This is a genomic window from Halomonas caseinilytica, assembly GCF_001662285.1.
Lineage (GTDB): Bacteria > Pseudomonadota > Gammaproteobacteria > Pseudomonadales > Halomonadaceae > Halomonas > Halomonas caseinilytica.
Map to the genome: position 1 here is coordinate 17,449 of NZ_BDEO01000016.1, position 24,082 is coordinate 41,530.

Consider the following 24,082-nt stretch of genomic DNA (forward strand, 5'->3'; position numbering starts at 1 on the left):
AAGAATTCTCTTCCCTCTTTCCAGCGGCGCACAACGCCAGACTCAGGCCAGCGTCTCGGCCGTCACGTTGGGCGCCGGCGCTTCGGTAGAAAGTTGCCGGTTGATGGCACTCAGTACTCCCTTGATCGAGGCACTGGTAATGCTCTCATCGGTACCAACACCAAACACGGCCTCGCCATTGATCCTGACCTCGACATAGGCGATCGCCTCGGCGTCCGCCCCCTGGCCTCGGGAGTGCTCGTGGTAATCGATGATCTCCACATCATGCCCTTCGGCGGCCAGCGCCTTGATGAAGGCAGCCAGCGGCCCGTTGCCCTCTCCCTGGATGGTCCTTCGCGCCCCGTGCTCCTCGATGGTTGCCTCGAGATTCACCACCGGGCTGTCGGGCTCTGAGGACATGCGATGGCTGGCCAGGGAGAAAGGCTGATCCTTCTCCAGGTACTCGTCGCGGAATGCCTGGTAGATCATCTCGGAGGTGATCTCGCGGCCCAACCGATCGGCCACTTCCTGGACCACCTGGCTGAACTCGATTGACAGCCGGCGCGGCAGCTCGATGCCGTGCTCCTGTTCCAGCAGATAGGACACGCCGCCCTTGCCGGACTGGCTGTTGACGCGGATCACCGCCTCGTAGCTACGGCCCACATCCATCGGATCGATGGGCAGATAAGGCACCGCCCAGACACCATCCGGATCTTCGCGGCGCGCTGCCATGCCCTTCTTGATGGCGTCCTGGTGGGAGCCGGAGAAGGCGGTGAACACCAGGTCGCCCACATAAGGATGGCGCGGGTGTACCGGCAGCTGGTTGCAGTACTCCACCTCACGCATGATCGGCGTGATGTTGGAGAAGTCGAGCTTCGGATGCACACCCTGGGTATAGAGGTTCATGGCCAGGGTGACGAGATCGACGTTACCGGTGCGCTCGCCATTGCCGAACAGGCAACCCTCGACCCGGTCGGCACCGGCCATGACTGCCAGCTCGGCGGCAGCCACGCCGGTGCCGCGATCGTTGTGCGGATGCACGCTGACGACCAGGCAGTCGCGACGCGCGACGTGGCGACAGAACCACTCGATCTGGTCGGCATAGTTGTTGGGCGTGGCGCACTCCACGGTGGCCGGCAGGTTGACGATCATCGGCGCCTCGGCAGTGGGGCCGAACGTCTCGCTCACCTTGTCGACGATCTCCACCGCGAAGTCCATCTCGGTGGTGGAGAACAGCTCCGGCGAATACTGGAAGGTCCAACGGGTCTCCGGTGCCGCCGCCATGTGCTCGCGGATGCGAGTGGTGGCATCCACGGCGATCTGGATACACTCGGCCTTGTCGACGTTGAACACTACCCGACGGAAGACCGGGTCCGTGGCATTGTAGACGTGGACGATGGCCTTCTTGGCGCCCTTCAACGCCTCGAAGGTCCGATCGATCAGGTGCGGGCGCGCCTGGGTGAGCACCTGAATGGTGACATCGTCCGGCACCTTGTCGTCCTCGATCAGCGAACGCACGAAGTCGAAGTCGGTCTGCGAGGCCGAAGGGAAGCCGACCTCGATCTGCTTGAAGCCGATCTTCACCAGCAGATCGAAGAAGCGCTGCTTGCGCTCCTGGTCCATGGGATCGATCAGCGCCTGGTTGCCGTCACGCAGGTCGACGGCACACCACTGGGGCGGCTGCTCGATGCGTCGGCTCGGCCACTGCCGATCCGGCAGGTCGACGGCCACGAAGGGGCGGTACTTGGTGGAGGGGTTATCGAGCATCATGGCGGCATTCTCCCTGGGGCAGTGACGGATACAAACGACAACGCCCCGCCTGCCGGATGGCAAGCGGGGCGCCGAGAAAGTCGAAACGCATTTCAGATCGACGGACGATGGCGTCGCAGGAAATGGCGATGTCGGTGGAAATGATGGCGGTGGACATGGAACAACCTCGTTGTCGACGTTACGAATGGGCGACGCAAGCGCCGTCGCCCGGCGCGCTCAGCGGCGGGCTAGTAGTCGTAGGTCGAGAACGAGGTTGTACGATGTCGTGTTCATGACTCTAGAAAATCAGGACTCGTGGCCCGTGTCAAGCGGGGCCACTTTCATCCGCCGAAAAAGGCTCGCTGAGGGCGAGTCGCCACCAGCGCAGCAAGCTGTCGGATACGGAGTCCTCGGCGACCGTCAGGCTCCAGACCGGCGTCTCGCTCCCGTCCTCTACCCCAAGGTGCAGCAACCGCCGGTCGGCTCCCGGTACCTGACGCTCTCCATATCTCGCCGCCTCGTCCAGCAAGGCCTGCAGCTCGGCACGCTGCGCCTCGCTGCAGCGATCGCAACGGATCCGACGCGGCCGGGCCAATCCCGGCATGTGCGCCACGCCACCCTCACGACTCAGCCGCAGCACACTAGCTCGAGTCAGGCGCGGTGCCCCATCGTCAGCATTCACGACAGCACTCCCACCGCCCGCCAGGCCTCGTGGACGGCACGCCTCACCTCGCCGTCGGTCCCGAAACGCCGGCCGGCATTGTCCAGGGTCAGCTCGGCGAAGGCCACAAAGTCACTGTTCCGGGCCAGGCGCTCGTCGACGAGAGTGTCGTACCAGACCTGCCCCGCTTCTTCCCAGGCATGCCCGCCTAACGCCATGGCAACATGATGGAAGGCACGATTGGGGATCCCCGAGTTGATGTGCACCCCGCCATTGTCGTCCTGGGTCTCGACGAAATCCCGCATGTGCCCCGGCTGCGGATCACGGCCCAGGAGCGGATCGTCGTAGGCGGTACCCGGTGCTGCCATGGAGCGCAGCGCCTGCCCCTCGACCCGATCCGTGAACAGACCGGCGCCGATCAGCCAGTCGGCGCTCTCGACATCCTGTCCCAACCGATGCTGCTTGACGAGGCTGCCGAAGACATCCGCCAGGGATTCATTGAGAGCACCGGCCTGATCCGCGTAGACCAGCGCAGCCTCGTGCTGGATCACGCCATGCGTCAGCTCGTGCGCAATGATGTCCAGTGCGATGGTGAAACGATTGAAGAGCTCGCCGTCTCCATCGCCGAAGACCATCTGCCGGCCATCCCAGAAGGCATTCTCGTAATCCTCGCCGTAATGCACGGTGGCCAGCAACGCCATGCCCCGATCGTCCAGGGAATGGCGCTGGAAGGCCTCCCAGTACAGTGCGTAGGTCGCTCCCAGGCCCTGATAGGCCTCGTCCACGGCGGGATCACCGCTGGCCTCTTCCCCCTCGCTGCGCACCCGCTCGCCCGGCAGCTCGCGGGTATGACCGGCGGAATGGACATGGCGCACGGGCTCGCCGCGTCGAGCGCTGCCTTCCGGCAGCTCGGCAGCACCGGCCCGGGCACGGAACCCCTGATCGTCATGAAGCGTTCGGTAGGCACGATCACGCTGTCTGGCATTGCGCGAACCCGCAATGCGCTCAAGCAGGTAGGGGGGCAAAAAAGGGCGAATCGACATAGTCCTCACTCACATCCTCCTTGGCGTTCCATCCGGCCTCGATCACTTCCCTTTTGGAGGTCCACCGGGCCGGTTTCGTTCCATGGCTCGTCAGGACGAGTCTGCCAGTTTTCTGGATGACGCCTCCCCATGCTGCTGAATCAACAGGGTCTCCAGCCTCGCCACCTGCTCGTGCAATTCACGCACGTCGCCACGCAGGCCCTGTATTTCGGCCGCTTCGCCCTCGCCGCTTTCCAGCTCGATCGCCATGCTTTCCTTCTGCATCACATCCAGCACGATACCGATCATCATGTTCAGGAAAATGAAGGCAGTGAGGAAAATGAAGGTCAGGTAATACAGCCAGCTCCAGGCGAAATCTTCCTGGGTGGCATACATGATATCGGTCCAGTCCTCGAAGGTCGCAATGCGAAACAACGTCAGCATGGCAACGGCGATGTTGCCCCAGAGATAATCATCGACATCAGCAAAAAGAAAACTGCCGATCGCGGCGTAAATATAGAAGATGATGAACATCAACAACGCCACATAACCCATCCGCGGAATCGACTTGACCAGCGCGGCCATCAACATGCGCAGTTCGGGAATCATCGAGACCAGTCGCAAGACCCGGAAGATCCGCAGCAATCGCGCCAGCAGGACCATGTCCGACTCGCCCATCGGGATCAGGCTTGCCGTGACGATCAGGAAGTCGAAGACATTCCAGCCCTGTTTGAAGAAGTCACGTAGGCGTTTCTCCGCCGCCATGCGAATCAGGATTTCCACGAGGAAGAACACCGTGACCGCCATGTCCATTGCCAGTAGCCAATAGTGAAAGCGGCTGGTTTCCTCGTAGGTCTTGGCGCCGATCAGCAAGGCCGACACGACGATGATGGCAATGACCACCGCCTCGAAGAACTTGTTGGCGCGGATGCGTTCGAAGCGGTCGCGCCAGGTAAGGATAGAAGCGCTCATCTTTCAAAGATTCCCATAACATACTGAAAATAGAGGAATATATTACATCGCACCAGTTGACAAAAATTGACGGTAGCCGAGCGAGGCGACGCCATGCGTACAATTCGACGTACAAACCAGCATCGCGGCCGGCGCAATAATACCATGAGCCGACAGGCACCCACCGACCTGCAGCTGTAGCTCAATGGTAGAGTCACACCCGGCTCGCCTCCCCTTCCCGATCAGCACCCTACCCGTCCCGCTGTCTCACGATTCGCCGACTGTCTCACGCTCGCGCCGTCAGGTGGGGAGCATCGTCGGGCATGGGTCCACCGCATTCATTGGCCCTGCCGCATTTGACATGATAACTCAGTTATCATAAACTGAATTCAACAGATGAGGAGACGGCGCCATGCAACTGCTTCACACCAGCCCCAGCGAAATCACCGAGATCAACAGCTTTGGCCGCTTCGGCGAGTTTCTGTTCTTCTCCGAAGACGAATACGTGATGACCGCCGGTGAGCATGTCACCTACAGCATCGAGATCGACGAAGACGACATCATCGAAGCTGGCCAACTCTTCTACCACGACGATGCCGAGAAACTGGACGGCCTGGTGCAAGCTGTCATGGATCTGACCGGTTGCGACGAAGACACCGCCGAGGAGCTGATCGCTCAGAACGAGGACGTTCACAGCATCGACTGCGACATCGAGCCGGAAGACCTCGCTGAAGCCTCTTGGGACATCCAGCGCATCGCCGGCGAAGCTGCCGTTATCCTCGGTTATCGCGGCGTCGAGATGGAAGACGAGCAGGGCACTGCTTATCTCATCAACATGAAAGGCCGCGAAGCCGACCTGGAGGTCGCATGATCGACGCTCGAAAGTACTACAATCCTGACCTAGCGCCTGAGTTGGTTAGTCGCGCCCTCGCCGTTACTGGGACACAGAAGGAGCTTGCCGAGCGGCTCGACGTATCCCGCATCTACATCCAGTTGCTTGGCAAGGGGCAGAAGACGATGTCATATGCTGTGCAAGTGATGCTTGAGCAGGTGATCCAAGGTGGCGAAAACTGACCGCACAGGCCAAACGTTTGGCAGGCTGACCATCATCGCCGACCATGGTGGCGCACAATTGCAATGCCGCTGCGACTGCGGCCGAAAGGGTAGCTACCCCCGGGCAATCACGAAGCCGTCATACCGTGGGCCCAAGGCGTGCCCCTGGTGCCTGGGCTCACCCTGCGAGGAGTGCGGCGCGATCATCCCTCACAAGGGCCGGATGCCGGCTAAGACATGCTCCGAAGCATGCCGCTCGGCGCGTGCGGCTCGCCGGGAGCGTGAGCGATACGCGCAGATCAAGAACACTGACGACTTCAAAGCGAAACGCGCCGATTACCTGCGGCGCCTCGATGCCGCCATGGCCGCCGATCCCGATCTTGCCGAGTCAGTGCGTAAGACCCGACGTCGAGCTGTCCGCGCTTGGCGCGAGCGACAGCTTGCTGATCCTGCGCTTCGTGGCAAGTACCGCATGCGCGCCAGGCAAGCAGAGCAACGCCGTCTTGAACGCATCCGATCTGACCCAGACGCATATGCCAAACACCTCAGAAAACAGCGGGCTTGGTATCATGCGCTAAGCGATGATGAGTACCAACGCATCTTTGTCAGTGCTCGAGAAGAACGCAATCGACGGTATAAGAACAACGACTGATCACACGACCATTTGCCATCCCCGCCCTCTCTGCTGATACTGTATATATACACAGTTATCGACAGGGAGACTATCTCATGGCCAAGAAGCGCCAATCCAAGCCCCAGCCGCCCTCCTCCTACGAGCTGCTGGGCATGCGCATCCAGCGACAGATCAACGCGCCGGCGGCGCAGTCCGAGAAAACCACGGTGATCGCCCGGCAGGACGACGAGCGCGAGGACGATTGGGAGCGTCTGATCGAGGAACTGGAGACCGTCGAGGAACTGACGATGATCCCGCTGGAGGACGGGCAGATCCGGCTGCGCTGGAACCCGGAGGAGGCCGTATCATGACCCTGCACCTCGAGATCGTGGGCCGGGTCGATGAATCGGCACCGGCCACGCCCCTGCCGTTGGCCGCCGGCGAGGTCCGGGCGGGGTTCCCCTCGCCCGCCGATGACTACCTCGAGGGCGAGCTCGACCTGGTCGCCCACCTGATCCCGCATCCCAGCTCGACCTACTACTTGCGCGCCAAGGGCGACAGCATGCAGGGCCAGGGCATCTACGATGGCGACCTGCTGATCGTCGATCGCTCGCTCGAGCCACGCCCCGGGGCGGTGCTGATCGCCAGCGTCGACGGCGAGCTGACGTGCAAACGCTACGGCCTGATTGGCAACCGCCCCTATCTGCTGGCGGCAAACGATGCGTTCCCTCCCCTGCCCCTGGACGGGCACGACTGCGAGGTCTGGGGCGTGGTGACGCACAACGTGCATGCCCTGGCGCCAGGAGTCGGACGGTGATCGCCCTCGCCGACTGCAACAATTTCTACGTCAGCTGCGAGCGTGTCTTCGATCCGCGGCTGCGCGGCCGCCCGGTCGGCGTGCTGTCGAACAACGATGGCTGTGTCGTCGCCAGGTCGCAAGAGATCAAGGACCTGGGCGTCGGCATGGGTCAGCCCGCGCACGAGATCCCGCCAGCGGCCCGGCGCCAGTGCACCCTGCTATCAAGCAACTATGCACTGTACGGCGATATGAGCCGGCGCGTGACGGCCGTCTATGGGCAGCACACGCCGGACGTCGAGGTCTACTCGATTGATGAGTCGTTCCTGGGGTTCCATGGTTTCCCGGAGGACACGCTCGAGGAGCGGTGCCGGGCCATGCGCCAGCAGGTCTACCGTGACACCGGCATCCCGGTGAGTGTCGGCCTCAGCTCGAGCAAAGTGCTGGCCAAGCTGGCCAACCACGTCGCCAAGAAATCGCCCGGGGCCGAGGGTGTGGCCACCCTACCGCCTGACGCACCGCACACACGGGCATTGCTGCAGCAGTTGCCCGTGACAGAGGTATGGGGCGTCGCCGGGCGGATGGCTATCCGGCTCTACGAGATGGGCATCGAGACGGCGTGGGACCTGCGGGCGACCGACCCGAAGCGGATACGGGGGAGAACATCGGTCGTGATGGAGAGGATCGTGTGGGAGCTGCGGGGACGTGACTGTATCGAGCTCGACGACATGAGCACCCCGAAACGGGAGATCATGACGAGCCGCAGTTTCGGTCGGCTGACCGGCAACCTGGGTGACCTGCGTGAGGCGGTGCGGACCCATGCCTCCCGAGGCGCGGAGAAGCTACGCAGGCAGGGAAGCCTGGCGCGGGCGGTCATGGTGTTCTTGCGAACCAATCCATTCAGAGACGATCTGCCTCAGCACAAGGACGCCGTCGTCGTGGCCCTGCCGAGCGCGACGGACGACAGCCGAGTGATCGTGCAGGCAGCCACACGTGGGCTCGAGGCGGTCTACCGGGAGGAATACCGGTACCAGAAGGCGGGAGTGATGCTGATGGACCTGTGCGACAAAGGGACGGAACAGCTGGACCTGATGGCCCCGCCGGAGGATGACGACCAGCGCCAGCGACGGGATAACCTGATGGCCACCCTGGACCGCCTGAATCGCGAGCACGGCAGGGGCACCGTCACCGTCGGCGTGTCGCGGCCCAACGCTGCATGGCACCTGCGCTGCCAGCACCGAACGCCACGCTACACAACCAGGTGGGATGAGCTGCCAAACGTCAGGGTGTGACCGGCTCCAGCAATGTCGCATCATCATTGCCCGGGCGATTGACCCGCGTGCTAACTGGCCAGTGGGTGATGGCGTCGGCCTGGACGTGCCGGACTACATGCCGAATCGTCTCTCGATCCGTGAGATCGGGATCGAGCCAGGGTTCGATGCTGTCGTCATCCAGCGCCAGCGGCATGCGATCATGCACCTCGGCAGCCAGGCCCCTGGCAGGTTCGGTGAGAATCGCACAGCCAGGCGCGCCGTCCGCCCTCTCTGACCAGATACCGGCCAGCCACAGAATCTCGCGATCCTCGCGACAGATGAAGTGCGGCTGCTTGCCGTCCGGCCCCGCCAGCCATTCATACCAGCCATCGGCAGGAATCAGGCAGCGGTGGCGAGCAAATGCGCCTTTGAAGTAGCGGCTGGTAGCTACGCCCTCGACCTTGGCGTTGATGGGCTCGGGCGCTTTTCCGGTGGCCCAATGCGGTCGATACCCCCACCAGAGCTGCCCCAGGGCCAAGTCACTCTCCGAGTCAGGTCGATACGCGCCGGGAATCCACGTGCCCGGCGTGACGTTGTAGCGAGCCGCCCAGCCAGCGTCGGGCTCAGGCAACCCGAGACGACGGGAGAGCTCCGGCGGCTGGGAGTAGATGGCGAATCTTCCACACATGCCTGTAGCATAGCCGCTACAGACAAAAGCTACTGGATGCCTTATGAACTCTTCTGCAAGGGACAAAAGCCATAGAGGAAACGCGAGCCAGTTCTTTGTCGCTGGCGAGCTTTGTCGCAGGGGATACGCTGCAGTCGTCACATTGGGCAATACGCCTAATACCGACGTGCTGTGCAGTAATCGGGATGGCACCCGTTTTGCTCACATACAGGTCAAGACTTTCGTTCCTGGAAATAAAACCTGCAGCGTAGGGAAAAAGGCTGAGCGTCCGTATGGCGAACGATTTTTCTGGGTGATCGCCGGGATACCTACGCCGGGGTCAGAGCGACCATTCAGGTACTACATAGTGCCATGCAATGAAATGGCGAAGAATGTATTTGATCGCCACCAAGCATGGCTTTCCTCACCGGGAAAAAACGGTCATCAGCGCAAAGACAGCTCCGTGCGAGCTGTGGCAGTTGAGAATAATGCTTCCCCAACTTTCTGGAATATCTCAGAATATGAGAATAGATGGGATCTCATCGACAAGGTTCTCAGTGATTAACTTGAATCCAAGTAGCCAAAAGGTTCGAGAGTGACGCAATAGCCGAATCCTGCGGCGACTTGCATGCAGTCGCGGGCCGTAGGCGCCACCCACTCCGAGCATAGCCCACCTTCGGTGGGCTGCTATACGACAATTCAGACCTAGCATGTGCGAGATCCCTCGCACGTCTAGAACAGCCCCGCCGGCTGCTCGGCCACGTCCCAGCTGAAGATCAGCACCTCGCGGGCCTCCGCCCCTTTGCCACCACCCACCGTGTAGCGGATGTCGGTAATCTCGATGTGGTAGTCGGCGAAGATCCGGCGGATGTCAGGATGATCGTTGAGCGAGATGATGGCCTTGCCCTTGAGCTTGCCCAGGAGCTCGGCCATTTCCTCGTACTGCTCGAGGCCAAACTCCACGCCATAGCCCTCGGTCTGCCAGTACGGCGGGTCCATGTAGAACAGCGTATGAGGCCGGTCATACCGGCGCACGCACTCCTGCCAGGTCAGGTGCTCAATGAAGGTGCTGGCTAGGCGCAGGTGGGCAGCCGATAGCGTCTCCTCAAGTCGCAATAGGTTGAGCCCCGGCGGCGTGGTGGTGGCCGTACCGAACGACTGCCCTTCCACTCGCGAACCAAAGGACAGCTGCTGCAGGTAGTAGAACCTGGCTGCACGCTGGATGTCGGTCAGCGTCTCCGGCCGGGTCATCTTCTGCCACTCGAAGATCTGTCGACTGGATAACGCCCACTTGAACTGCCGGACAAACTCCTCGAGGTGGTTCTGCACGACCCGGTACAGATTGACCAGGTCGCCGTTGACGTCGTTGAGGACCTCCACCTCGGCCGGCACCTGGCGGAGGAAGAACAGCGCTGCCCCACCGGCGAACGGCTCGACATAGCAGCGATGGTCCGGCATGAGAGGATAGATGCGATCAGCCAGGCGGCGCTTGCCGCCCATCCACGGAATGATCGGGTTGGCCACGAGTACGCTCCTTGTGGATCGGTTCGGAGCTCGTGGCTCTCTTGCGGTTGAGGTGCCCGCATCGCGGGCACTTGATTTCGATGATGTCGTAGATGCTGGCTCGGGCCAGTTTCTTGGTGCACCGAGCGCAGCGAATGTCGCGTAGAGCCATCGCAAGCCTTCTCTTGAGAGATTCGATGGCCTAGACTCGTGCCCGCCTCGCGCGAGGTGGGGAGCCTTGGCCGGCTTGCAGGCTATGGCTGCAGGTTGGTGGCCGCCCCGGGTGCCCCTAACACCCTGGGCGGTCGCTCCTCTTTCCTCCGCCGTTACGCCGGCGGTGTGGCGTCGTCGTGCTCGTAGACACGCGGGTCATCGATCACGGCCGAGATACTGACCTTATTGCCCTCCGGTGAGACCTCCCTCACCAGGGCCTGCCATGACCAGTTCTCGGTCGTCCCGAAATGCACGAACGGCGGCTCCATGTCGTCACGGACGGTCGGCATCTGGGTGGTGGTGGCCACCACCTCGAACGGTGTCGCGCCTGGCTGTGCAGGGAACGGCGACGTGAGCTTGCCGTTCGGTTCGCGCCACGCGATCACGTGCGACGCGCCGTCCACCCAGTCGAATTCCTCGCTCACCTCCAGCGTCACCGTGCCGGCCAGCTCGTCCAGCCTGGCCACCTTCACCCAGGCGCTCTGCCCATAGCCGGGCACATCCGTGGCGATCGCACAGCGGCTCATGTAGCTTGAATTGAGTCCCGCCAGCTCGGTCTGGAACTGGAATCGCGTCCGCCGATATTCCAGACGGGCCCGCTCGCGCATCCCCAGGCGCCAGGCCTGGGTCCGGGTCATCGCCGCATCGAACTTCACCTTCTTCGTCCGGATCCCCTGGTCGCCCTGCAGGCGGCATGGCACCGTCGCTTCGGTCCAGGTGCCCTCGTCGATGTACGTGACATCAATGCCATCGTTGTCGTCGGGTTTCGGCATCGACGTCTGCCGGCCCAGTGAACCGATCATGGTCTGGGCACTGTAGCCGTGAAGCGGCAGGTTGCCACGCGGCTCGTCGCGCACGGGGCGGATCCGGCCCCGGTCAATGGTCAGCTCGGCGAACCCGACGCGGAGCGCCGCGTTGATGACCTCCTTGACCGTCGAGTCGTCACGATGCATCGCGTTGTAGGTATCGCCCCGGCTCTCCCAGAGGTCCGCCAGGCGCTCGAATTCGCTCAGGTGCAGCTTGTCGTCGGTGTAGCCCACCGCTTTGGCCACATGCATGGCATACGCCGCCGGCGATCGCGTCGGCTGCGGCGCGGTCCAGGCCCCGTTTTCGCGTAGCGGCAACTTGCGGGTCACCCACGCCGCGACCTGGTTCTCGGTCTGGCTGGCGATGGTGTCACTGCCGGTGATGGTCAGCGCGATCACGGTCACGCCCGGGTAACTGGTGGCATGCGGGTGGCGCGAACGCAGGCCGTACCACTCGAGCCGGTCCATATCATCGGTGGCGTTGCTTTCCGCGCTGACGCGGCGCATCTGCACCTCGGGCGTCATCGCCGGAATCGACTCGCGGAATGTCCAGCCGAGCTGATCGCGGGTCGCGCCCTCGACGGTCCGGCTCACTGTCGTCCAGGTCGTGGTGCCCTGCTCGCGGTAGCGGAACTCGATCGTGCGTTGCACGCGATCCACGTCGCTGCCGTCGATGTGACCCAAGCCCTGGGGCGCATAGAGGTCGAATTCCAGGGTGTCGGTCGTCTCGCCCTCCGGGCAGGCCAGGAAAATGCTCGACCAGATCCCGGTGTACTCCTGATCGTCCACCTCGACCAGGGCGCTACCCGTGGTCACCACCGGGAACCCGGCCCAGTTGCTGACCGGCGTGCCATCGATCTCGTAGCGCACCGTGACGCCGTCCGAGTCGATCGACTCGATGACATGCAGTGCGCGGGGATCGGCGTAGTTGGGGCGGCGAATGACGCGGTTGTAGCTGCCTGGTGACCAGTCCGAGATCGGCTCGTTGGTCAGGCCATCCTCGAGCGTCATCTGGTCCGGACTGCCTGCTGTGTAGGACGTGACGCGCAGCCCGGTACCGGACTCGTCGCCGGGCTGGTGGATATAGATGATTGCACCGACCTCGGGCTCGAAATGCGCGAACGGGCCATGAAACACATTCGGCTCGCTGCCGCCGCCGGTCACGTCGAAATCGATGGGCAGCTCGATGGTCAACTGCGTCCCCACCGCCCAGCTATCCGGCGGGCCCTCCGGCGTGGTGATCGAGGTGCCGTCGAACGTATGCGTGCCGGTCCAGGTTTTCTGGAGGTCCCGAGAGCTCTTGAGGCGCAGGCCGCTGCCACTCGTGCTGGGCCCTACTTCGGGGGCGTTGTACCAGTTCTGGTGGGCGACGTGGCCGGTCACGTCCTCGCCCGGGCCGAACACGCTGAGATCCACTGACGTACCCAGCGAGGTCACCGGGGTCGCGCCGATCTTGATGTCATCCGGCTGAATGTCGTGCTCGCCCAGGCCCACGCACAACAGCATGTCCAGGGCCTGTTTCTTGGGCTCGATGAAATACCGCCGGGTCGCGGCGATGTAGTCCGGGTTGGCCTTGACGCGCCCGGCGATGTCGGGGATCAGATCCCCCAGCCGCACCTGGTTGCCCTCGGCGGACACCTCGAGCAGCTTGCTACCCTTCGTCGAGCTGTTGCGTTGGCTCGGCAGTGACGGGGTGAGCATCAGTGCCGCCGCCGCGGACACGACTGCGGCCACCACGGCGGCGATCAATTCCGGCCCACCGGCAGGCTGCGGGCGCAGTTCGACGGTGGTGTCCGCGCCCAGCCAGACCTCGTCCCATTGTGCCGGCGGCACCAGCCGATCGTTGACGGCGGCGATCAGGGGATGGTGATCCCGGTCGTAACGCCGATAGCTCGGCGAACTCTCGCGCAGCCAGGCGTCCAGCGTCATGCCCGTGACCTGCTGCTCACGGATCGGCGCCCCGGGGAGCGTCGACGGGTAGAGGCGAATCAGTGCCATATCAGGTCCATCAGTGGTAGTAGATCACGCGGAGGTGACAGGCCTCGAAATCCTCGAGGTAATCCCAACGCGGGCCGGAGCCCTTGTCGGTCTCGAGCACGGCCAGCCGACCGTCGAGCTCGACGACCACGGCAACATGGGTGCACAGCTCACCGCGCCAGCATTCGGCGATGGCCCCTGGTTCCGGTGGTCCGGGGGTAAGGTGGCGATTGGCGTGGCGCGCGGCGAGGGTCATCGCCCGCTTGTCGTCGTCACCCGCGAACCGGTAATGCGGCATCCACGGCAGGCCGAAGATCTCGGCGCGCACCGCGCGGACCAGGCCGTAGCAGTCATACGCATCGGGGCCTCGCCCGCCGTACTCGTAGCGGGTCTGCATGTAGCGTTGCAGGGGATGCATGGCTCACCCGATGTGTTTCATGGCCGGGAAGCGCTGGACGGTGTAGCGCTCGCGGGGATACGCGGTGGCGATGATGTCGAAGAAACTGGCGGTCAGCTCGGCGCGGGCGTCCTTGAAATCCGCGTCGTAGAGCACGAACCGGTTCGGCGGCTTGGCCGGCGCCGTGAGGTCGGAAGACAGGTATTCCCGATAGATGACATCCACCGGGACCCCGTCTGCCAGGGCGGTGTCGACCCCCTGCTGCACCTCGCCGGACAGATTCTCGACGGCAAATGTCAGGAGCTGCTGGCCGCTATCGTTGAGATCGGGCAGCGCCACCTGCATGCCGGACGCCAGGAACCCGACGGTCTCGCCGGTCTCGAGCCCCAGTGCCACATCATCGTAGCCACTGCAGATCCGCTTGGTCTGCGAGGGCGAGATGATCTCCAACGTCTGGAGGCGAGCATGCCCCTCCAGCGCCGAGGCATAGACGGTTTCGAGCAGGTCTTCCATGGCTTACACCGTGCGGTTGTTATGCACGGACTCGTACCGGCGCATCTCACCGATGACCTCGGTGATCTCGTCCTCGGTGAGCACCCGGTCGTAGAAGCGCAGTTGGGAAACCTCGCTGGGCCCCTCTTGCGAAATGCCGGCGTAGTGGGAGCCGATACGGAACGGCTTGCCGCTGTCTGTGGGCTCACCGGTCCCGGTATTAGTCAGGTCGAGGCCGTCGGTGGGCGAGCGCAGGCGGAGCGTCTTGCTCGTGTTGTCATAGGTGACCACGACCAGGCGCCACAGCGTGTGGTCGGCGAAATTGCCGAAGATGCTGAGCATGTTGCCGTCGAGCACCAGCCCCACGTTGATGGTGTCGTTGAGCTGGTAGCCGAAGTGCATACCGCCCTCGGTCATTGACGTTCCCTCCCAATTGGAGAACAGGGCACCCCGTTGCGAGGGGGACGTGGTGGTCGCCCCAGCGTTGGGGAAGCGCATTACCGTGAACAACGTCAGGTTGTCCGGGGCGGCCACGTCGGTCTGGATATAGCCGTCATAGACGTGGAGACCGCAATGGTCGCCGGCCACCGTGACATTCCCGGACTCCGACAGATTGGCATCGGACTGGGTGGAGAAATCGCGGGTGGCCTTGTCGATCGAGGTATCGAAAAAGCCCATCAATTTCAGGCCGTTCGACACGTTACTGGCTGCCTTCTTGGCGTAGTTCGAGGCGTCGATGTTGGCGCGGAGAATCATACCCATGGTCGAGGTCCTCAGAATCCGAATTTGCGTGAGTAGTGGAAGGTGACAAGCGCATTGTGCAAGGCGAACTCGTTGCCCAGCGGGGAGGTGGCCTTGTCCCACAGGCCAGCGGTGTCCCGGACATTGCCCTGGGGGTACTGGAGGACGGCCGTATCCGGGATCGTCACGTTGGTGTCGAGCGTCAGAGTGACCTCGTCATCGCCCGTCACGGCGGCACCGGTAATGGCGCCGGTCACCAAGTTGGTGGAGCGGTACGACTCGCGGATCTCGAAGCCGGCATTGGGCAGTGTCGGGAACAGCGCGTCGTCGATCACGACGCTGCCCATGGGGACATGGAGTTTCAGGACGATGGAGCTCGCCCCCCACACCACGGATACCGGCTCCAGGGGGCGGAATTTCTTCCGCTGGTAGAGGGTCTGGTACATGGCCCGGGCGGCGTACTCACCGATGAGCCAGTAGCCCTCGTTGGAGGCATGCACGTCATCCGGATTGCGCGGGAAGAAATACGAGGGAGCGAACATCACCACGTCGTCATACGTCATCGACGCCCGCCACTGGGCCGTCTGCGGGCCAATGTAGGGAACGTCGGTGTTCTCCGGATTGAGGGCCGCCTGGTAGGTGAACATGTAGGGGATGCTGGCCTGCCCGGTGATCCGGTAGATCTCCTCTTTCATCGGCGTCCACATCTGACCCAGCCATCGCTCGATGTAGTCCTCGGGCAGACTGTCCTCGGCCTGATGCCAGACATTGGCGTTGCCCTGAAGCCACAGCATGCAGGGAACGCTATAGCTGATGCCCTGGGCATCGCACAGAGCCTTGGCATCCTGGATGGCGCGTACCGTCAATTCCCAGTCGCCGTTCGGCTGTCCCGGGACCAGCTCGTCGACACGGCGCCCACCTCGGCCGCTGGAGGTGACCAGGAACTTGTACTGCTCCTCGAGGCCACCGTTCTCCAGGGCGCGTCGCGTGATGCCGTTGGCTGCACCGGAGGCGGGCGTTTCACCGAAGCGGGTGTCGTTGAGCTGCTCGATCAGGGGCGCGAACGACGAGGCGTTGTAGCCGTTGCCGTGCTGCCCGATTCGCACGCCGCTGGACAGCATGACGTTCTGATAGGGCTGCGACGTGCTGATCGGTGGCTCACCGTTGCTACCGATCGACAGGGACTGGCCGTAGAGGATGATGTGCTGAATGGCCGTGCGGATAGCCGCCTCGAGGGCGGGCGTCTTCTTTCTGGCCACCCCGTGGCCCGGGGCAAATGCCTGAACGGCCTCACCGCCATACACACCGGAGATCAGGAAGCCGTACTTGTCGACCAGAGCCGTATCATCATTCGGCGTCGCTTCAATATCGACGCCGTAGAGACTCGCCCCCGACAGCCCAATATCGACAGGAAAAAACCCGTTCGTGTCGAAGAGCCTCAGCCCTTCAACGAGAGCGGTGCCGAGCTCATAGCCGTGCGACGTCAGCTTCCCGTCGGCAAACAGGGTGGCAACGATCTGCCCGACCAGGTCCGTGAAATAGGTATGTGCCTCCGGCGAATCCCCGACATCGAACGACTCTGCGATGGCGCGGACCATCTCGACATCGGGATCCTCTGCGACCCGGCGTGAGGAGTTGGCATCGATGCGCTGCCACAACACTCGAGAGATGTCGGGGTCGACACTCTCGGCGAAAAAATATTGCCCATCCTCCACGGCGGCACGGCCGGTCGGCTCGTCGGGGAAGATGGTGCCGCCGGCCACCAGGAGCCCCTCGACCTCTTTCTCGACCGCGCTGTAGGTTTTGCGAGGGCGCCCGAATCGATCCGTCCAGGTGTCGCCCTCCAGATCATTCACCGCCTTGTCGAAATTCTGAGCGTTATCCTGCAGGTCGCGAGGATCTACCGAGTTGAGCGGGTTGCCAGTATTGTTGGCCATGGCATTGTCCTGTCATCCGGGCACAAAAAAACCGCCTCGTGGGCGGCTGTGAGCTATCGGGTCGTCGGGCTGGCTACTGCTCGGGCCAGTCCCGGTTCATGGCAAGGTCGAATATCGAGCCCCAACGCACGTACTCGGGGCCGTAGAGGATCCAGTCGCGTTCGATGACGGGGTGCTCACGGATCTCGAGCTCCGCCGAGACAATCCAGTAATACGGCCCCGATGGGACCGCCTGGTACATGCGCCTGAAGCGCAGCTTGAAGTTGCGAATGCCGATGTTGGTCTTCATCGGCCCTTCGAACCAGGAGGCCCCCTTGCGGATTTCATGGAAGAACCAGCCTGTGAAGCGCATATATTCCGCCTGGTTGAACATCCACTGCACCGGCGCCCTGGTCGGCACGCTGCCGAATCCCTCGCGCTGGATCGCACGACCACTGGCCAAGTCCGAGCGCTCGAAGGTCTGCCCGGGGTTCAGCTGATAGCCGTCCAGGCTCGGCGGTGGCAGCTCGTCACTGGGATATGGGACCGCCATCATTTCCACCCTTGGCTTTTGAGAGGCCAGCGAGTCTCCATCGCTTGAGGGATGCGACCACTTCCGCTGAAGATGTTGGAGACCACGATGTCGACGACCTGGTTGCCATCAACATCCTGTCGCTGATTGACCTGACCCGCTCGCGAAGCATCCTCGATCAAGTTCACGCCGACAGAGACGTTCATGCCTCCCAGCATCTTGGCGGTGTCACGCCGCGAGGTAACCCGGGCAGGGCCCTCGATCACCTCGGGCCCCCGTTCGCCGGCAATGCCCCACTGTCCGGCGGGGATGCGGCCACCAGTATCAAAGGCCCCGGCATAGCTGGAAGCGTTGAAGCTGGGGATGGAGGGCGTCTCGACCCCGCGCACCGTGTTGATCAGTGAACCGATCTGCGCGCCGACACTGGCTGCGGTGCCCACTGCAGCGTACCAGGGCAGGTCCGCGAACTGACGAGCAGTCCCTACCCCCAGATAGCCGAGCATCTGGGCGATGTTGGCCACCTGCTGGAACCCGATCAGCGCCTTGGTGATGCCGGCGGAGTCACCCGCGAAGGTCGCCGATAGATTGGCCAGGCCGCCGAACATCTGGGCATAGCCTTTCAACGTGGCCTGCTGGCTCTGCACCTCATAGTTGCGCAGGGTCTGCTGGTGTTGCGCCTCGAGCTGTTGCAGGGCCGCCTTGGCCTGAGACTGGACGCCATACTCTTCACTGCTGAATTCGCGTAGCAGCTCGAGCCGCTGCTGGTACTGCTCGCGATAGACCTCCATCTCCTGGCGCATCCGGTCCCGTTCCGCAAACGGACCACCGACGCTGGCGTCCAGCCTCCCTGGGGGGTCGAGCCCCTGGGTCGCGAGATTGCCGACTTCCTTTTCGAGTTGCTTGGCCGCCAGATTGCCCAGGTTGCCGCCCATGCCCTCGATCGCCTGGGCGTCGCGCTGCAGCGTCTTGAGCTTTTCCAGTTGTGGGAGATACTGGCCGATCAGGCGATCACGCTTCTCCAAGGCCTCCAGCTCGCGACTGAGGCTCAGCAGGTAAGCCTGTCGGTCGCTGGCCAGCCCTTTCAGCTCGCCGCTCTCCAAATTGTAACGCAGCTGCGCGGTACGCCCCGTCTCACCATAAAGCGTCAGCTCACGCTCCAATTGGGCAGCTGTCGACTTGAAGCGATTCTCGAGCTTTTCAGCCTCCTTTGCGGCTTCGGACGACTTCGATGCCAAATTACCGCACGTGCGCGATCCGGTGTCACCAAGTTGTTCGTAATATTCCTCGAGTTCCGAGATCGCCTGCTGGTGATTGACAATCTTCGCTTCAGTCTCGGGGCCATGTATTCCTGTTACACCTTCTTCAGCGTACTTCTGAATCGCTCGAGACTGTCGACCTACCTCTCCAGCAGCAACACCTAGAGCGCCAGAGCCAGTTATCCGCTGTGAGTCAGCGGACGACCCCAGTTGTGTTATGTCGATGAACTCAGTCTGGAGATCGGCCAAGTCCGCTTTTAGTTTTGATATGCGGTTTTCTACCGCTGCCTTGCTTAAATCTCGAAGGTTACCTGTCAGTTCGGCAACTCGATCTCGATTAGCCTCCAGCTCGGGCGCAACTAAACCCAACTCTTCCCTGAATGCATAAATCCCGCTGGCGGCAAGAATGGCTACCCCGGCAGGGCCACCCAACATTCCAACCGCGCCTGTCAACGCTCGACTTGCAGCAGCTGTAGCTGCGATACGCCCCTGAGTAACCACCAGTGCTCGATTCAGAGGCCCCGTTGCCCCCGTCGCCATTACCAAGCCTGTTGCTATATTCCCTCCAGCAGCAAGCCCTTGGCGACCAACCTTGAGCAGACCAGGTCCCAATCGACGAGCCAGATATACAGTGGCCAGCACGGCGGCCACATTTATCACCCGATTTAAAACCTCATCGGCTCCGCCCATTTCATCAATGAAATCGGTAGCAGTGCGAGCAGAATTTGCCAGGCCTGGGCCAAGGTCGGCTATCAGAGTGTTGGAAAGGCCCTGTGCCACACCCTGCAACTGATCCATAGCCTCAGCGGCCTGGACGGCACGGCGCACCTCTACATCATCCATGGCCACGCCCAGAGCATCGGCCATATCGGCTGCTTCACGCAGCCCCTGAGCACCATTGGAGAGCAAGGGCTGCAGGCGAACCATCTCGTCAGCAAGACTCTCGAAGTAGAACGCGCGCTGGTTGGGATCCTCGACCTGGTTGATGGCTTCTGCAATGCGAAGGATCTGCCGGTCCGGGCTCAGTGACTGCAGTTCACGTATATCGAGATTGAGATTCTCGAAGAGGTCCTTGGCCTCACCACCGCCAGTGGCAGCGAAGTCACCCACCTTATCGCTGACATCCTTGAAGATGTCGCCAATCTTATCGGCTTCAAGCCCTACTTGCTTGCCCGCGAACTGCCACTGCTGGAGTGTCTTGGTGTTGACCTGTAGAGATTGTGCCAACACATCCGTGTTACGGATCATCACAGCCTGCTGAGCAAGGTTGTTAGCAGCAAAAGCTCCGGCAATCGCGGCACCAACGCCCAAGGCATGCTGTTTCAAGAACTCTAATTCACGGGCCGTCTCACGGGTCTCATTGCCATATGAGCGCGCACGTTTTGACCCTGCATCGAAATCCTGGTTGAGCTTGCGGATTTCAGATGAAGTCGCGCGTACGGCCCTGACACCACCCTTAGAATCTCCGGTGATGATCAGTCCTGTCTTGAAGTTCTTGGCCATGATGAACCTTTTCAGGAATAAAAAACCCGCCAGCATGGCGGGTGTTTTATTTTTCAAGTAATCTAGTGGTTATGTCTTACACAGACGTAACACAGCAAGCCCCTTATGACTCAACATTTCTGTTGGCAAAAAAACATCATCATTAAAAATCGCAAACCGAACTTCCCCTGCATAACCCCCGAAACCATTTTTAGCATTCACAGTTCCGCAGACAGCATTCTCCCCTGATGCATTACCAACTTCTCTCGTACCATAAATCTTATCACCAAAACGAGCTGACTCCGGATCCTTTAGCTGTGACTTAACTTTTTCCTTAGCGACATTTACCTCTTCGGGAGTTAGGGAGTACGTCTCTCTCTTTGCGTCTGACGGCATCCATGATGGGAACGAGCTGCCACGAGAAGTTTCGTTATTCTTATCCGGTATCGAGGCTGCGCATCCCGAAAGAATTACAAGCAGTGCGACTACACTAATCAGAAAGACAGTTCCTTTCATAACTTCAACCCTTATCCAATATGTGCTGAACCTATACCTTAGCGACATTCGTTAAGGTTCTCCACAGCCCCAGCCTCGATCTGCTGCACCTGCCACAAGGTGGAGCGCATGTCCTCCACCCCCATCATCTGCATGGTGGCCTGCAGCGCCGTGGCATCGATGCCCTGGTACCAGACGCCCGCCATACCGGCTACGATGCGCCACTGTCGGTCGCAGGCAAGGAAGACGTCGAGCGCGGTCTGGTGTTCCTCCCACACTTCGCAGTGCTGGGCCTGGCGGGTCTTGTCGTCGAGATCCAGGCCCCATGCCTCAGCCTCTTCCTCGAGCTTGGCCGGGCGTCCTGATGTCGCCCAATAACGCCCGGCCGCCTTCAGTTTTTTGCCGCCGTGGCCTCCCACCCTTCCTGGGCCTTGTACCAGCTGAGAATCAGCGGCCGACGCACGAAGCCGATCTCCATCAGCTGGGCTACCAATTCAGGGGAGTGAGCCAGCGGTTCACCGTTCTCGTCCTTGATGCCCTTGAGCTCGAGCAGGTCGGCCTCGACCAGATGCTCGTCGTCGATCTCACCTGACTGGATCTGCTCGACCCTCGCCTTGAAGGCGGACCAGGGATGCAAGCGCCAGCGCGCCTGCAGAGTGCTCGGCTCGGCCTCGCCCGGCACATGGATTTCGACATCGACCTCGACGTCGGGGATTTCCTTGAGTACGAACATGCGGGCTCCTTACTTGAACGTGAGGGTGAATTCGTCGTTGCCGGCATCCGGGAGATAGCGCGCCCCCAATTGGTAATGGACGATGCCGTCGCTGTCCTGGCTGGTGATGCTCGACAACTGCGTCTTGGGAGCATCGAACTGCACGATGTTGCCGGGGGTGGTGCCGTGAACGAGATTGATGGCACCCGGCGTAAAGCCCTGATGGGACTCCACGGCGGCGAAGTAGTCCTTGGTGCCGATGTTCGGCGCCTCGACATTGATCTCGCCCGTGGCAGCGCGATCGGTGATGAACACCTTTTCGCAGCCGATCAGGTTGCGATGGACGACTTCATTGCCCAGCTCCATTGAGAGCGATTCGCCACACGCCGCGTAGCCGTGAACCGAGAAGGTCCCGGTGTTCTGCTTGTTGACGGGGACTTCGTCCTGCTGGGTGATCGGCGAGATGGTGACCGGGCTGGCTGCCTCGGGCTTGTGATAGAGGCCGGTCATGGTGAACTGCAGGGTCGGGTATTGCCCTCGTGTCGCATCCAGGGTGAGCGTCCCACGCGCACCGGTGATGCGCTGCTGCTGGCCATCCTGCAGGTAGTAGATGGTGCAGCTCTCGATGTTGTCCGTCACCGGCTGGTAGATGACCTTTTCATCACCAGCTGTCTCCGTATCAATCGTCTCCGACAGACCACAGGCACGCAGGAGAGGACCGAACACAGGCGGCGTGCCCTTGGTACCACTGCCCGCCAGGCCAGCTGTGATCGTTGCCGTCACGTAGGGCGCGACATTGCCCTCCGCATTGGCCCCCATCGAGTCGCGGATGCGCGGGATCTCCTGACGGTCGCCCTCGTAGGGATTGACCTCCAGCTCGGCCACGAAAATACGATTGGAGCCATCCGGGGTGGAGTCCTGGGCATAGGTGGTTTCCATCTTGACCAGGATCATTTGCTTACGCGTCAGCATCGTCGGCATCCTCTTGTTCGTCACTCAGTTCAGGCGGGGCCGGCTGCTCGGTAAGCTCGGCCGGGGCTGGCTGGACGCTGGGTTGGTCAGGCTCGGCGCCCGGCTCTTGAGTGCGTTCGACGAGCACAGGCTCACCGTCACGGACGACGTAACGCCCGCCGGATGAAATAGACATGGGAATTTCCTCTTACTGGGTACCGCGCAGCCAGGTGTCGACGTTCCAGAACTCGCGCCACCAGATCAGCTCGCCGCGGATGTCGGTTGTCTGGCCACCTCGGTAGGCCATCGAGTCATGGGTTTCGCTGAAGCCATGGCCGAACAACGCCTGGCGGATGGCATGCCGCTGCGGGCGAAAGTCGGGGCGCTTGCACACCAGCCAGATGCCATAACTGAGAGTGATGCGCTGCGTTGGTCGGATGGTCTCCATGTCACCGGAGGCGCTGTCCTCCGCGAGGTAGATCAGCGCTGCTGGTGTCTGAGCATCGAGGTTATCGATTGGCTCGGCGAACCAGGCCTCGTCGACAGTCGCCAGCCCAGGGCACTGGTCGCGCACCCGTTGGATCATGGCGTCGATGATGTCGGGATCGGTCATGACTGCCCCATCTTCTTGCTGAGGAGATAATCCAGGCGCCCGCTGAATTCCTTGGGGAGCTCTCGCCGCACCAAGTCCTGCGCACCTTCGATGGTCGAGGGATGGGCCACCATTCCCGGCACTGACGGTCCATACTGGATGCGCGGCTGGCTGGCGTTATCACCCTGATCAGCACGACGCAATATGTGATTCTTGGCTTGCCAGCCACCGGGGACGATCTGCCTACCCTTGTCCTTGCGCACACGGACCGTCACACCACGACGACGTGCCAGCTTCCCCTTGCGTGGCCCACTCTGCACCGTACGACGTGGATTGACCGACACCCAGCGTTGCTTGGGGCTGAACTGCTCAAGTGGTAACCGCTTGCCGGTGTACAGCAGCGCGCGAGTCGGGTCCCGGCGAACACGATGGATCTTGAGGTGGCCCTTGATCTCCCGCGCCTTGATCGCATAGGTGCCGCGCAGGTCCTTCGATATATAGGTGGCTGCACGGCTGGCCATGCGGTCAGTGGACCAGATCAGTGCCTTCTCGACGCTCTGGGCGCCCTCTTTCCCGAAGCGCTTCTTAAGGCCCTGAAAGTCGCGGATGTCGTACTTGAGGTCCAGCATGTTCCCTCCTGTCAGGACACCCAGAGGCGACGCTCGTGGCCGTCGTCCTCGAGCACTTCCTGGACAGTCCAGACGCGGTCAGAGGCAACATCGATCTGGTCCCCCTGCCGGGACTCCGGGACGTCGGCAATCATGACGCTGATCGTGGTGACCCGCATGGGCAATTGATCCTTGTCGTAGACCTGCCAGTCACGGTCGATCACGACCAAAATGTCCGAGGCGGTCGACGCCCCCTGGTAGTCCGCGAGGTCGCCGGCATCGGCATAGATGCCACGCAGATCCACGCGGACCTCGTCGTCGAAGCGACTCATGGTCAGCTGCCTGGATTCTGGTCACCGGCGCTTCCAGCGCCTTCATCGCCCTGGTTGCCGTCACCTTGCTGGCCACTGCCGGCAGGCGGTGTTTCATTGCCACTACCTGAGGAGGCGGCGGCCTGGCTGCCACCCTTGCGGTTGCCCTCCACCTCGACTAGCACACCGCGAGACACCAGCCGGTCTCGCTCAGCGGCATTCTTGGGTTTGTATTCCTCGCCTTCGTGGGCGATGACCTTGGGACCTTGCTGGATCTCGCCACGGGCGACGATGAATTGCTTGGCCATGGGGCCTCCTGTGGTGTCAGGTCAGAAATGAATCACCCCGCCGAAG

31 protein-coding genes are annotated in these 24,082 nt (G+C 61.9%); 7 read left to right on the forward strand and 24 right to left on the reverse strand.

The window, feature by feature from the left end:
- Positions 1–42: 42 nt before the first annotated feature.
- The 5 genes from leuA to HSDC_RS15230 all read right to left on the reverse strand — a co-directional run bounded on the left by leuA (position 43) and on the right by HSDC_RS15230 (position 4,383).
- Positions 43–1,749 (reverse strand): 2-isopropylmalate synthase, encoded by a 1,707-nt coding sequence (gene leuA / locus HSDC_RS15215; RefSeq protein WP_064700805.1) that lies wholly within the window; start codon positions 1,747–1,749, stop codon positions 43–45.
- Positions 1,736–1,906, reverse strand: a complete 171-nt coding sequence (locus tag HSDC_RS16890; RefSeq protein ID WP_170825699.1) for a hypothetical protein — start codon at positions 1,904–1,906, stop codon at positions 1,736–1,738. Before HSDC_RS16890 ends, leuA begins: the two co-directional genes overlap by 14 nt.
- A gap of 147 nt (positions 1,907–2,053) precedes the next feature.
- Complete coding sequence (locus tag HSDC_RS15220) at positions 2,054–2,410, reverse strand: protealysin inhibitor emfourin (RefSeq protein ID WP_069383402.1); 357 nt, start codon at positions 2,408–2,410, stop codon at positions 2,054–2,056.
- A complete protein-coding gene (locus HSDC_RS15225) occupies positions 2,407–3,432 on the reverse strand; it encodes a M4 family metallopeptidase (RefSeq protein WP_064700807.1) in 1,026 nt (341 codons plus the stop codon). Before HSDC_RS15225 ends, HSDC_RS15220 begins: the two co-directional genes overlap by 4 nt.
- A gap of 90 nt (positions 3,433–3,522) precedes the next feature.
- Complete coding sequence (locus HSDC_RS15230; RefSeq protein WP_064700808.1) at positions 3,523–4,383, reverse strand: ion transporter; 861 nt, start codon at positions 4,381–4,383, stop codon at positions 3,523–3,525.
- A 391-nt stretch (positions 4,384–4,774) separates the two neighbouring features.
- Here HSDC_RS15230 and HSDC_RS15235 point away from each other — a divergent pair, with 391 nt between their 5' ends.
- From HSDC_RS15235 to HSDC_RS15255, 6 genes are all read left to right on the forward strand, one after another.
- Positions 4,775–5,233: an AcrIF11 family anti-CRISPR ADP-ribosyltransferase gene (locus HSDC_RS15235; protein WP_064700809.1), complete on the forward strand. Its 459-nt coding sequence runs from the start codon at positions 4,775–4,777 to the stop codon at positions 5,231–5,233.
- A complete protein-coding gene (locus HSDC_RS15240) occupies positions 5,230–5,436 on the forward strand; it encodes a hypothetical protein (protein WP_064700810.1) in 207 nt (68 codons plus the stop codon). Before HSDC_RS15235 ends, HSDC_RS15240 begins: the two co-directional genes overlap by 4 nt.
- Positions 5,437–5,638: 202 nt before the next feature.
- Complete coding sequence (locus HSDC_RS16920) at positions 5,639–6,067, forward strand: hypothetical protein (protein WP_219810288.1); 429 nt, start codon at positions 5,639–5,641, stop codon at positions 6,065–6,067.
- 77 nt (positions 6,068–6,144) lie between these two features.
- The gene (locus tag HSDC_RS15245; RefSeq protein ID WP_064700811.1) at positions 6,145–6,399 is read left to right on the forward strand and encodes a DUF1654 domain-containing protein; all 255 of its coding nucleotides are present in this window, start codon (positions 6,145–6,147) and stop codon (positions 6,397–6,399) included.
- On the forward strand, positions 6,396–6,845 hold the full coding sequence (locus HSDC_RS15250; RefSeq protein ID WP_064700812.1) for a LexA family protein: 450 nt from the start codon (positions 6,396–6,398) through the stop codon (positions 6,843–6,845). Before HSDC_RS15245 ends, HSDC_RS15250 begins: the two co-directional genes overlap by 4 nt.
- Positions 6,842–8,116 (forward strand): Y-family DNA polymerase, encoded by a 1,275-nt coding sequence (locus tag HSDC_RS15255; protein WP_064700813.1) that lies wholly within the window; start codon positions 6,842–6,844, stop codon positions 8,114–8,116. The genes HSDC_RS15250 and HSDC_RS15255 overlap by 4 nt, the downstream gene beginning before the upstream one ends.
- On the opposite strand, the gene HSDC_RS15260 is transcribed toward HSDC_RS15255, so the two are convergent.
- Entirely contained in the window at positions 8,106–8,765 is a 660-nt protein-coding gene (locus HSDC_RS15260; protein ID WP_064700814.1) for an SOS response-associated peptidase, read from the reverse strand. The two genes, HSDC_RS15255 and HSDC_RS15260, sit on opposite strands and share 11 nt — an antisense overlap.
- A gap of 43 nt (positions 8,766–8,808) precedes the next feature.
- Here HSDC_RS15260 and HSDC_RS16780 point away from each other — a divergent pair, with 43 nt between their 5' ends.
- Positions 8,809–9,309 (forward strand): hypothetical protein, encoded by a 501-nt coding sequence (locus HSDC_RS16780; RefSeq protein ID WP_137055350.1) that lies wholly within the window; start codon positions 8,809–8,811, stop codon positions 9,307–9,309.
- A 167-nt stretch (positions 9,310–9,476) separates the two neighbouring features.
- On the opposite strand, the gene HSDC_RS15265 is transcribed toward HSDC_RS16780, so the two are convergent.
- From HSDC_RS15265 to HSDC_RS15335, 18 genes are all read right to left on the reverse strand, one after another.
- Positions 9,477–10,268, reverse strand: coding sequence for a DNA adenine methylase (locus HSDC_RS15265; RefSeq protein WP_064700815.1), 792 nt, complete (start codon positions 10,266–10,268; stop codon positions 9,477–9,479).
- Positions 10,219–10,419 carry a Com family DNA-binding transcriptional regulator gene (locus HSDC_RS17110; protein WP_073292260.1) on the reverse strand — a complete coding sequence of 67 codons (201 nt, stop codon included), beginning with the start codon at positions 10,417–10,419 and terminating at the stop codon, positions 10,219–10,221. Before HSDC_RS17110 ends, HSDC_RS15265 begins: the two co-directional genes overlap by 50 nt.
- Before the next feature lie 154 nt (positions 10,420–10,573).
- Complete coding sequence (locus HSDC_RS15270) at positions 10,574–13,264, reverse strand: host specificity factor TipJ family phage tail protein (protein WP_064700816.1); 2,691 nt, start codon at positions 13,262–13,264, stop codon at positions 10,574–10,576.
- Positions 13,265–13,274: 10 nt separating this feature from the next.
- Positions 13,275–13,661, reverse strand: a complete 387-nt coding sequence (locus HSDC_RS15275) for a hypothetical protein (protein ID WP_064700817.1) — start codon at positions 13,659–13,661, stop codon at positions 13,275–13,277.
- Positions 13,662–13,664: 3 nt separating this feature from the next.
- Positions 13,665–14,153 carry a DUF1833 family protein gene (locus HSDC_RS15280; RefSeq protein WP_064700818.1) on the reverse strand — a complete coding sequence of 163 codons (489 nt, stop codon included), beginning with the start codon at positions 14,151–14,153 and terminating at the stop codon, positions 13,665–13,667.
- Positions 14,154–14,156: 3 nt separating this feature from the next.
- Complete coding sequence (locus HSDC_RS15285) at positions 14,157–14,894, reverse strand: LamG-like jellyroll fold domain-containing protein (RefSeq protein WP_064700819.1); 738 nt, start codon at positions 14,892–14,894, stop codon at positions 14,157–14,159.
- Positions 14,895–14,905: 11 nt separating this feature from the next.
- Entirely contained in the window at positions 14,906–16,810 is a 1,905-nt protein-coding gene (locus HSDC_RS15290) for a hypothetical protein (RefSeq protein WP_064700820.1), read from the reverse strand.
- A 73-nt stretch (positions 16,811–16,883) separates the two neighbouring features.
- Positions 16,884–17,345, reverse strand: coding sequence for a hypothetical protein (locus HSDC_RS15295; protein WP_064700821.1), 462 nt, complete (start codon positions 17,343–17,345; stop codon positions 16,884–16,886).
- Entirely contained in the window at positions 17,342–20,137 is a 2,796-nt protein-coding gene (locus HSDC_RS15300) for a hypothetical protein (RefSeq protein WP_137055352.1), read from the reverse strand. The genes HSDC_RS15295 and HSDC_RS15300 overlap by 4 nt, the downstream gene beginning before the upstream one ends.
- 12 nt (positions 20,138–20,149) lie before the next feature.
- A complete protein-coding gene (locus HSDC_RS16785; protein ID WP_219810289.1) occupies positions 20,150–20,575 on the reverse strand; it encodes a hypothetical protein in 426 nt (141 codons plus the stop codon).
- A 38-nt stretch (positions 20,576–20,613) separates the two neighbouring features.
- Entirely contained in the window at positions 20,614–20,973 is a 360-nt protein-coding gene (locus HSDC_RS15305) for a DUF1799 domain-containing protein (RefSeq protein ID WP_064700823.1), read from the reverse strand.
- On the reverse strand, positions 20,946–21,287 hold the full coding sequence (locus HSDC_RS15310) for a hypothetical protein (RefSeq protein ID WP_064700824.1): 342 nt from the start codon (positions 21,285–21,287) through the stop codon (positions 20,946–20,948). The genes HSDC_RS15305 and HSDC_RS15310 overlap by 28 nt, the downstream gene beginning before the upstream one ends.
- A gap of 9 nt (positions 21,288–21,296) precedes the next feature.
- Positions 21,297–22,238: a phage tail tube protein gene (locus HSDC_RS15315; RefSeq protein ID WP_082920076.1), complete on the reverse strand. Its 942-nt coding sequence runs from the start codon at positions 22,236–22,238 to the stop codon at positions 21,297–21,299.
- A complete protein-coding gene (locus HSDC_RS16790; protein WP_137055357.1) occupies positions 22,225–22,413 on the reverse strand; it encodes a hypothetical protein in 189 nt (62 codons plus the stop codon). The genes HSDC_RS15315 and HSDC_RS16790 overlap by 14 nt, the downstream gene beginning before the upstream one ends.
- A 12-nt stretch (positions 22,414–22,425) precedes the next feature.
- On the reverse strand, positions 22,426–22,830 hold the full coding sequence (locus HSDC_RS15320; protein ID WP_064700826.1) for a phage tail terminator protein: 405 nt from the start codon (positions 22,828–22,830) through the stop codon (positions 22,426–22,428).
- On the reverse strand, positions 22,827–23,438 hold the full coding sequence (locus HSDC_RS15325; protein WP_064700827.1) for a hypothetical protein: 612 nt from the start codon (positions 23,436–23,438) through the stop codon (positions 22,827–22,829). Before HSDC_RS15325 ends, HSDC_RS15320 begins: the two co-directional genes overlap by 4 nt.
- 11 nt (positions 23,439–23,449) lie before the next feature.
- Positions 23,450–23,749 carry a head-tail joining protein gene (locus tag HSDC_RS15330; protein ID WP_064700828.1) on the reverse strand — a complete coding sequence of 100 codons (300 nt, stop codon included), beginning with the start codon at positions 23,747–23,749 and terminating at the stop codon, positions 23,450–23,452.
- A 2-nt stretch (positions 23,750–23,751) separates the two neighbouring features.
- A complete protein-coding gene (locus HSDC_RS15335; protein WP_064700829.1) occupies positions 23,752–24,036 on the reverse strand; it encodes a hypothetical protein in 285 nt (94 codons plus the stop codon).
- Positions 24,037–24,082: the final 46 nt, after the last annotated feature.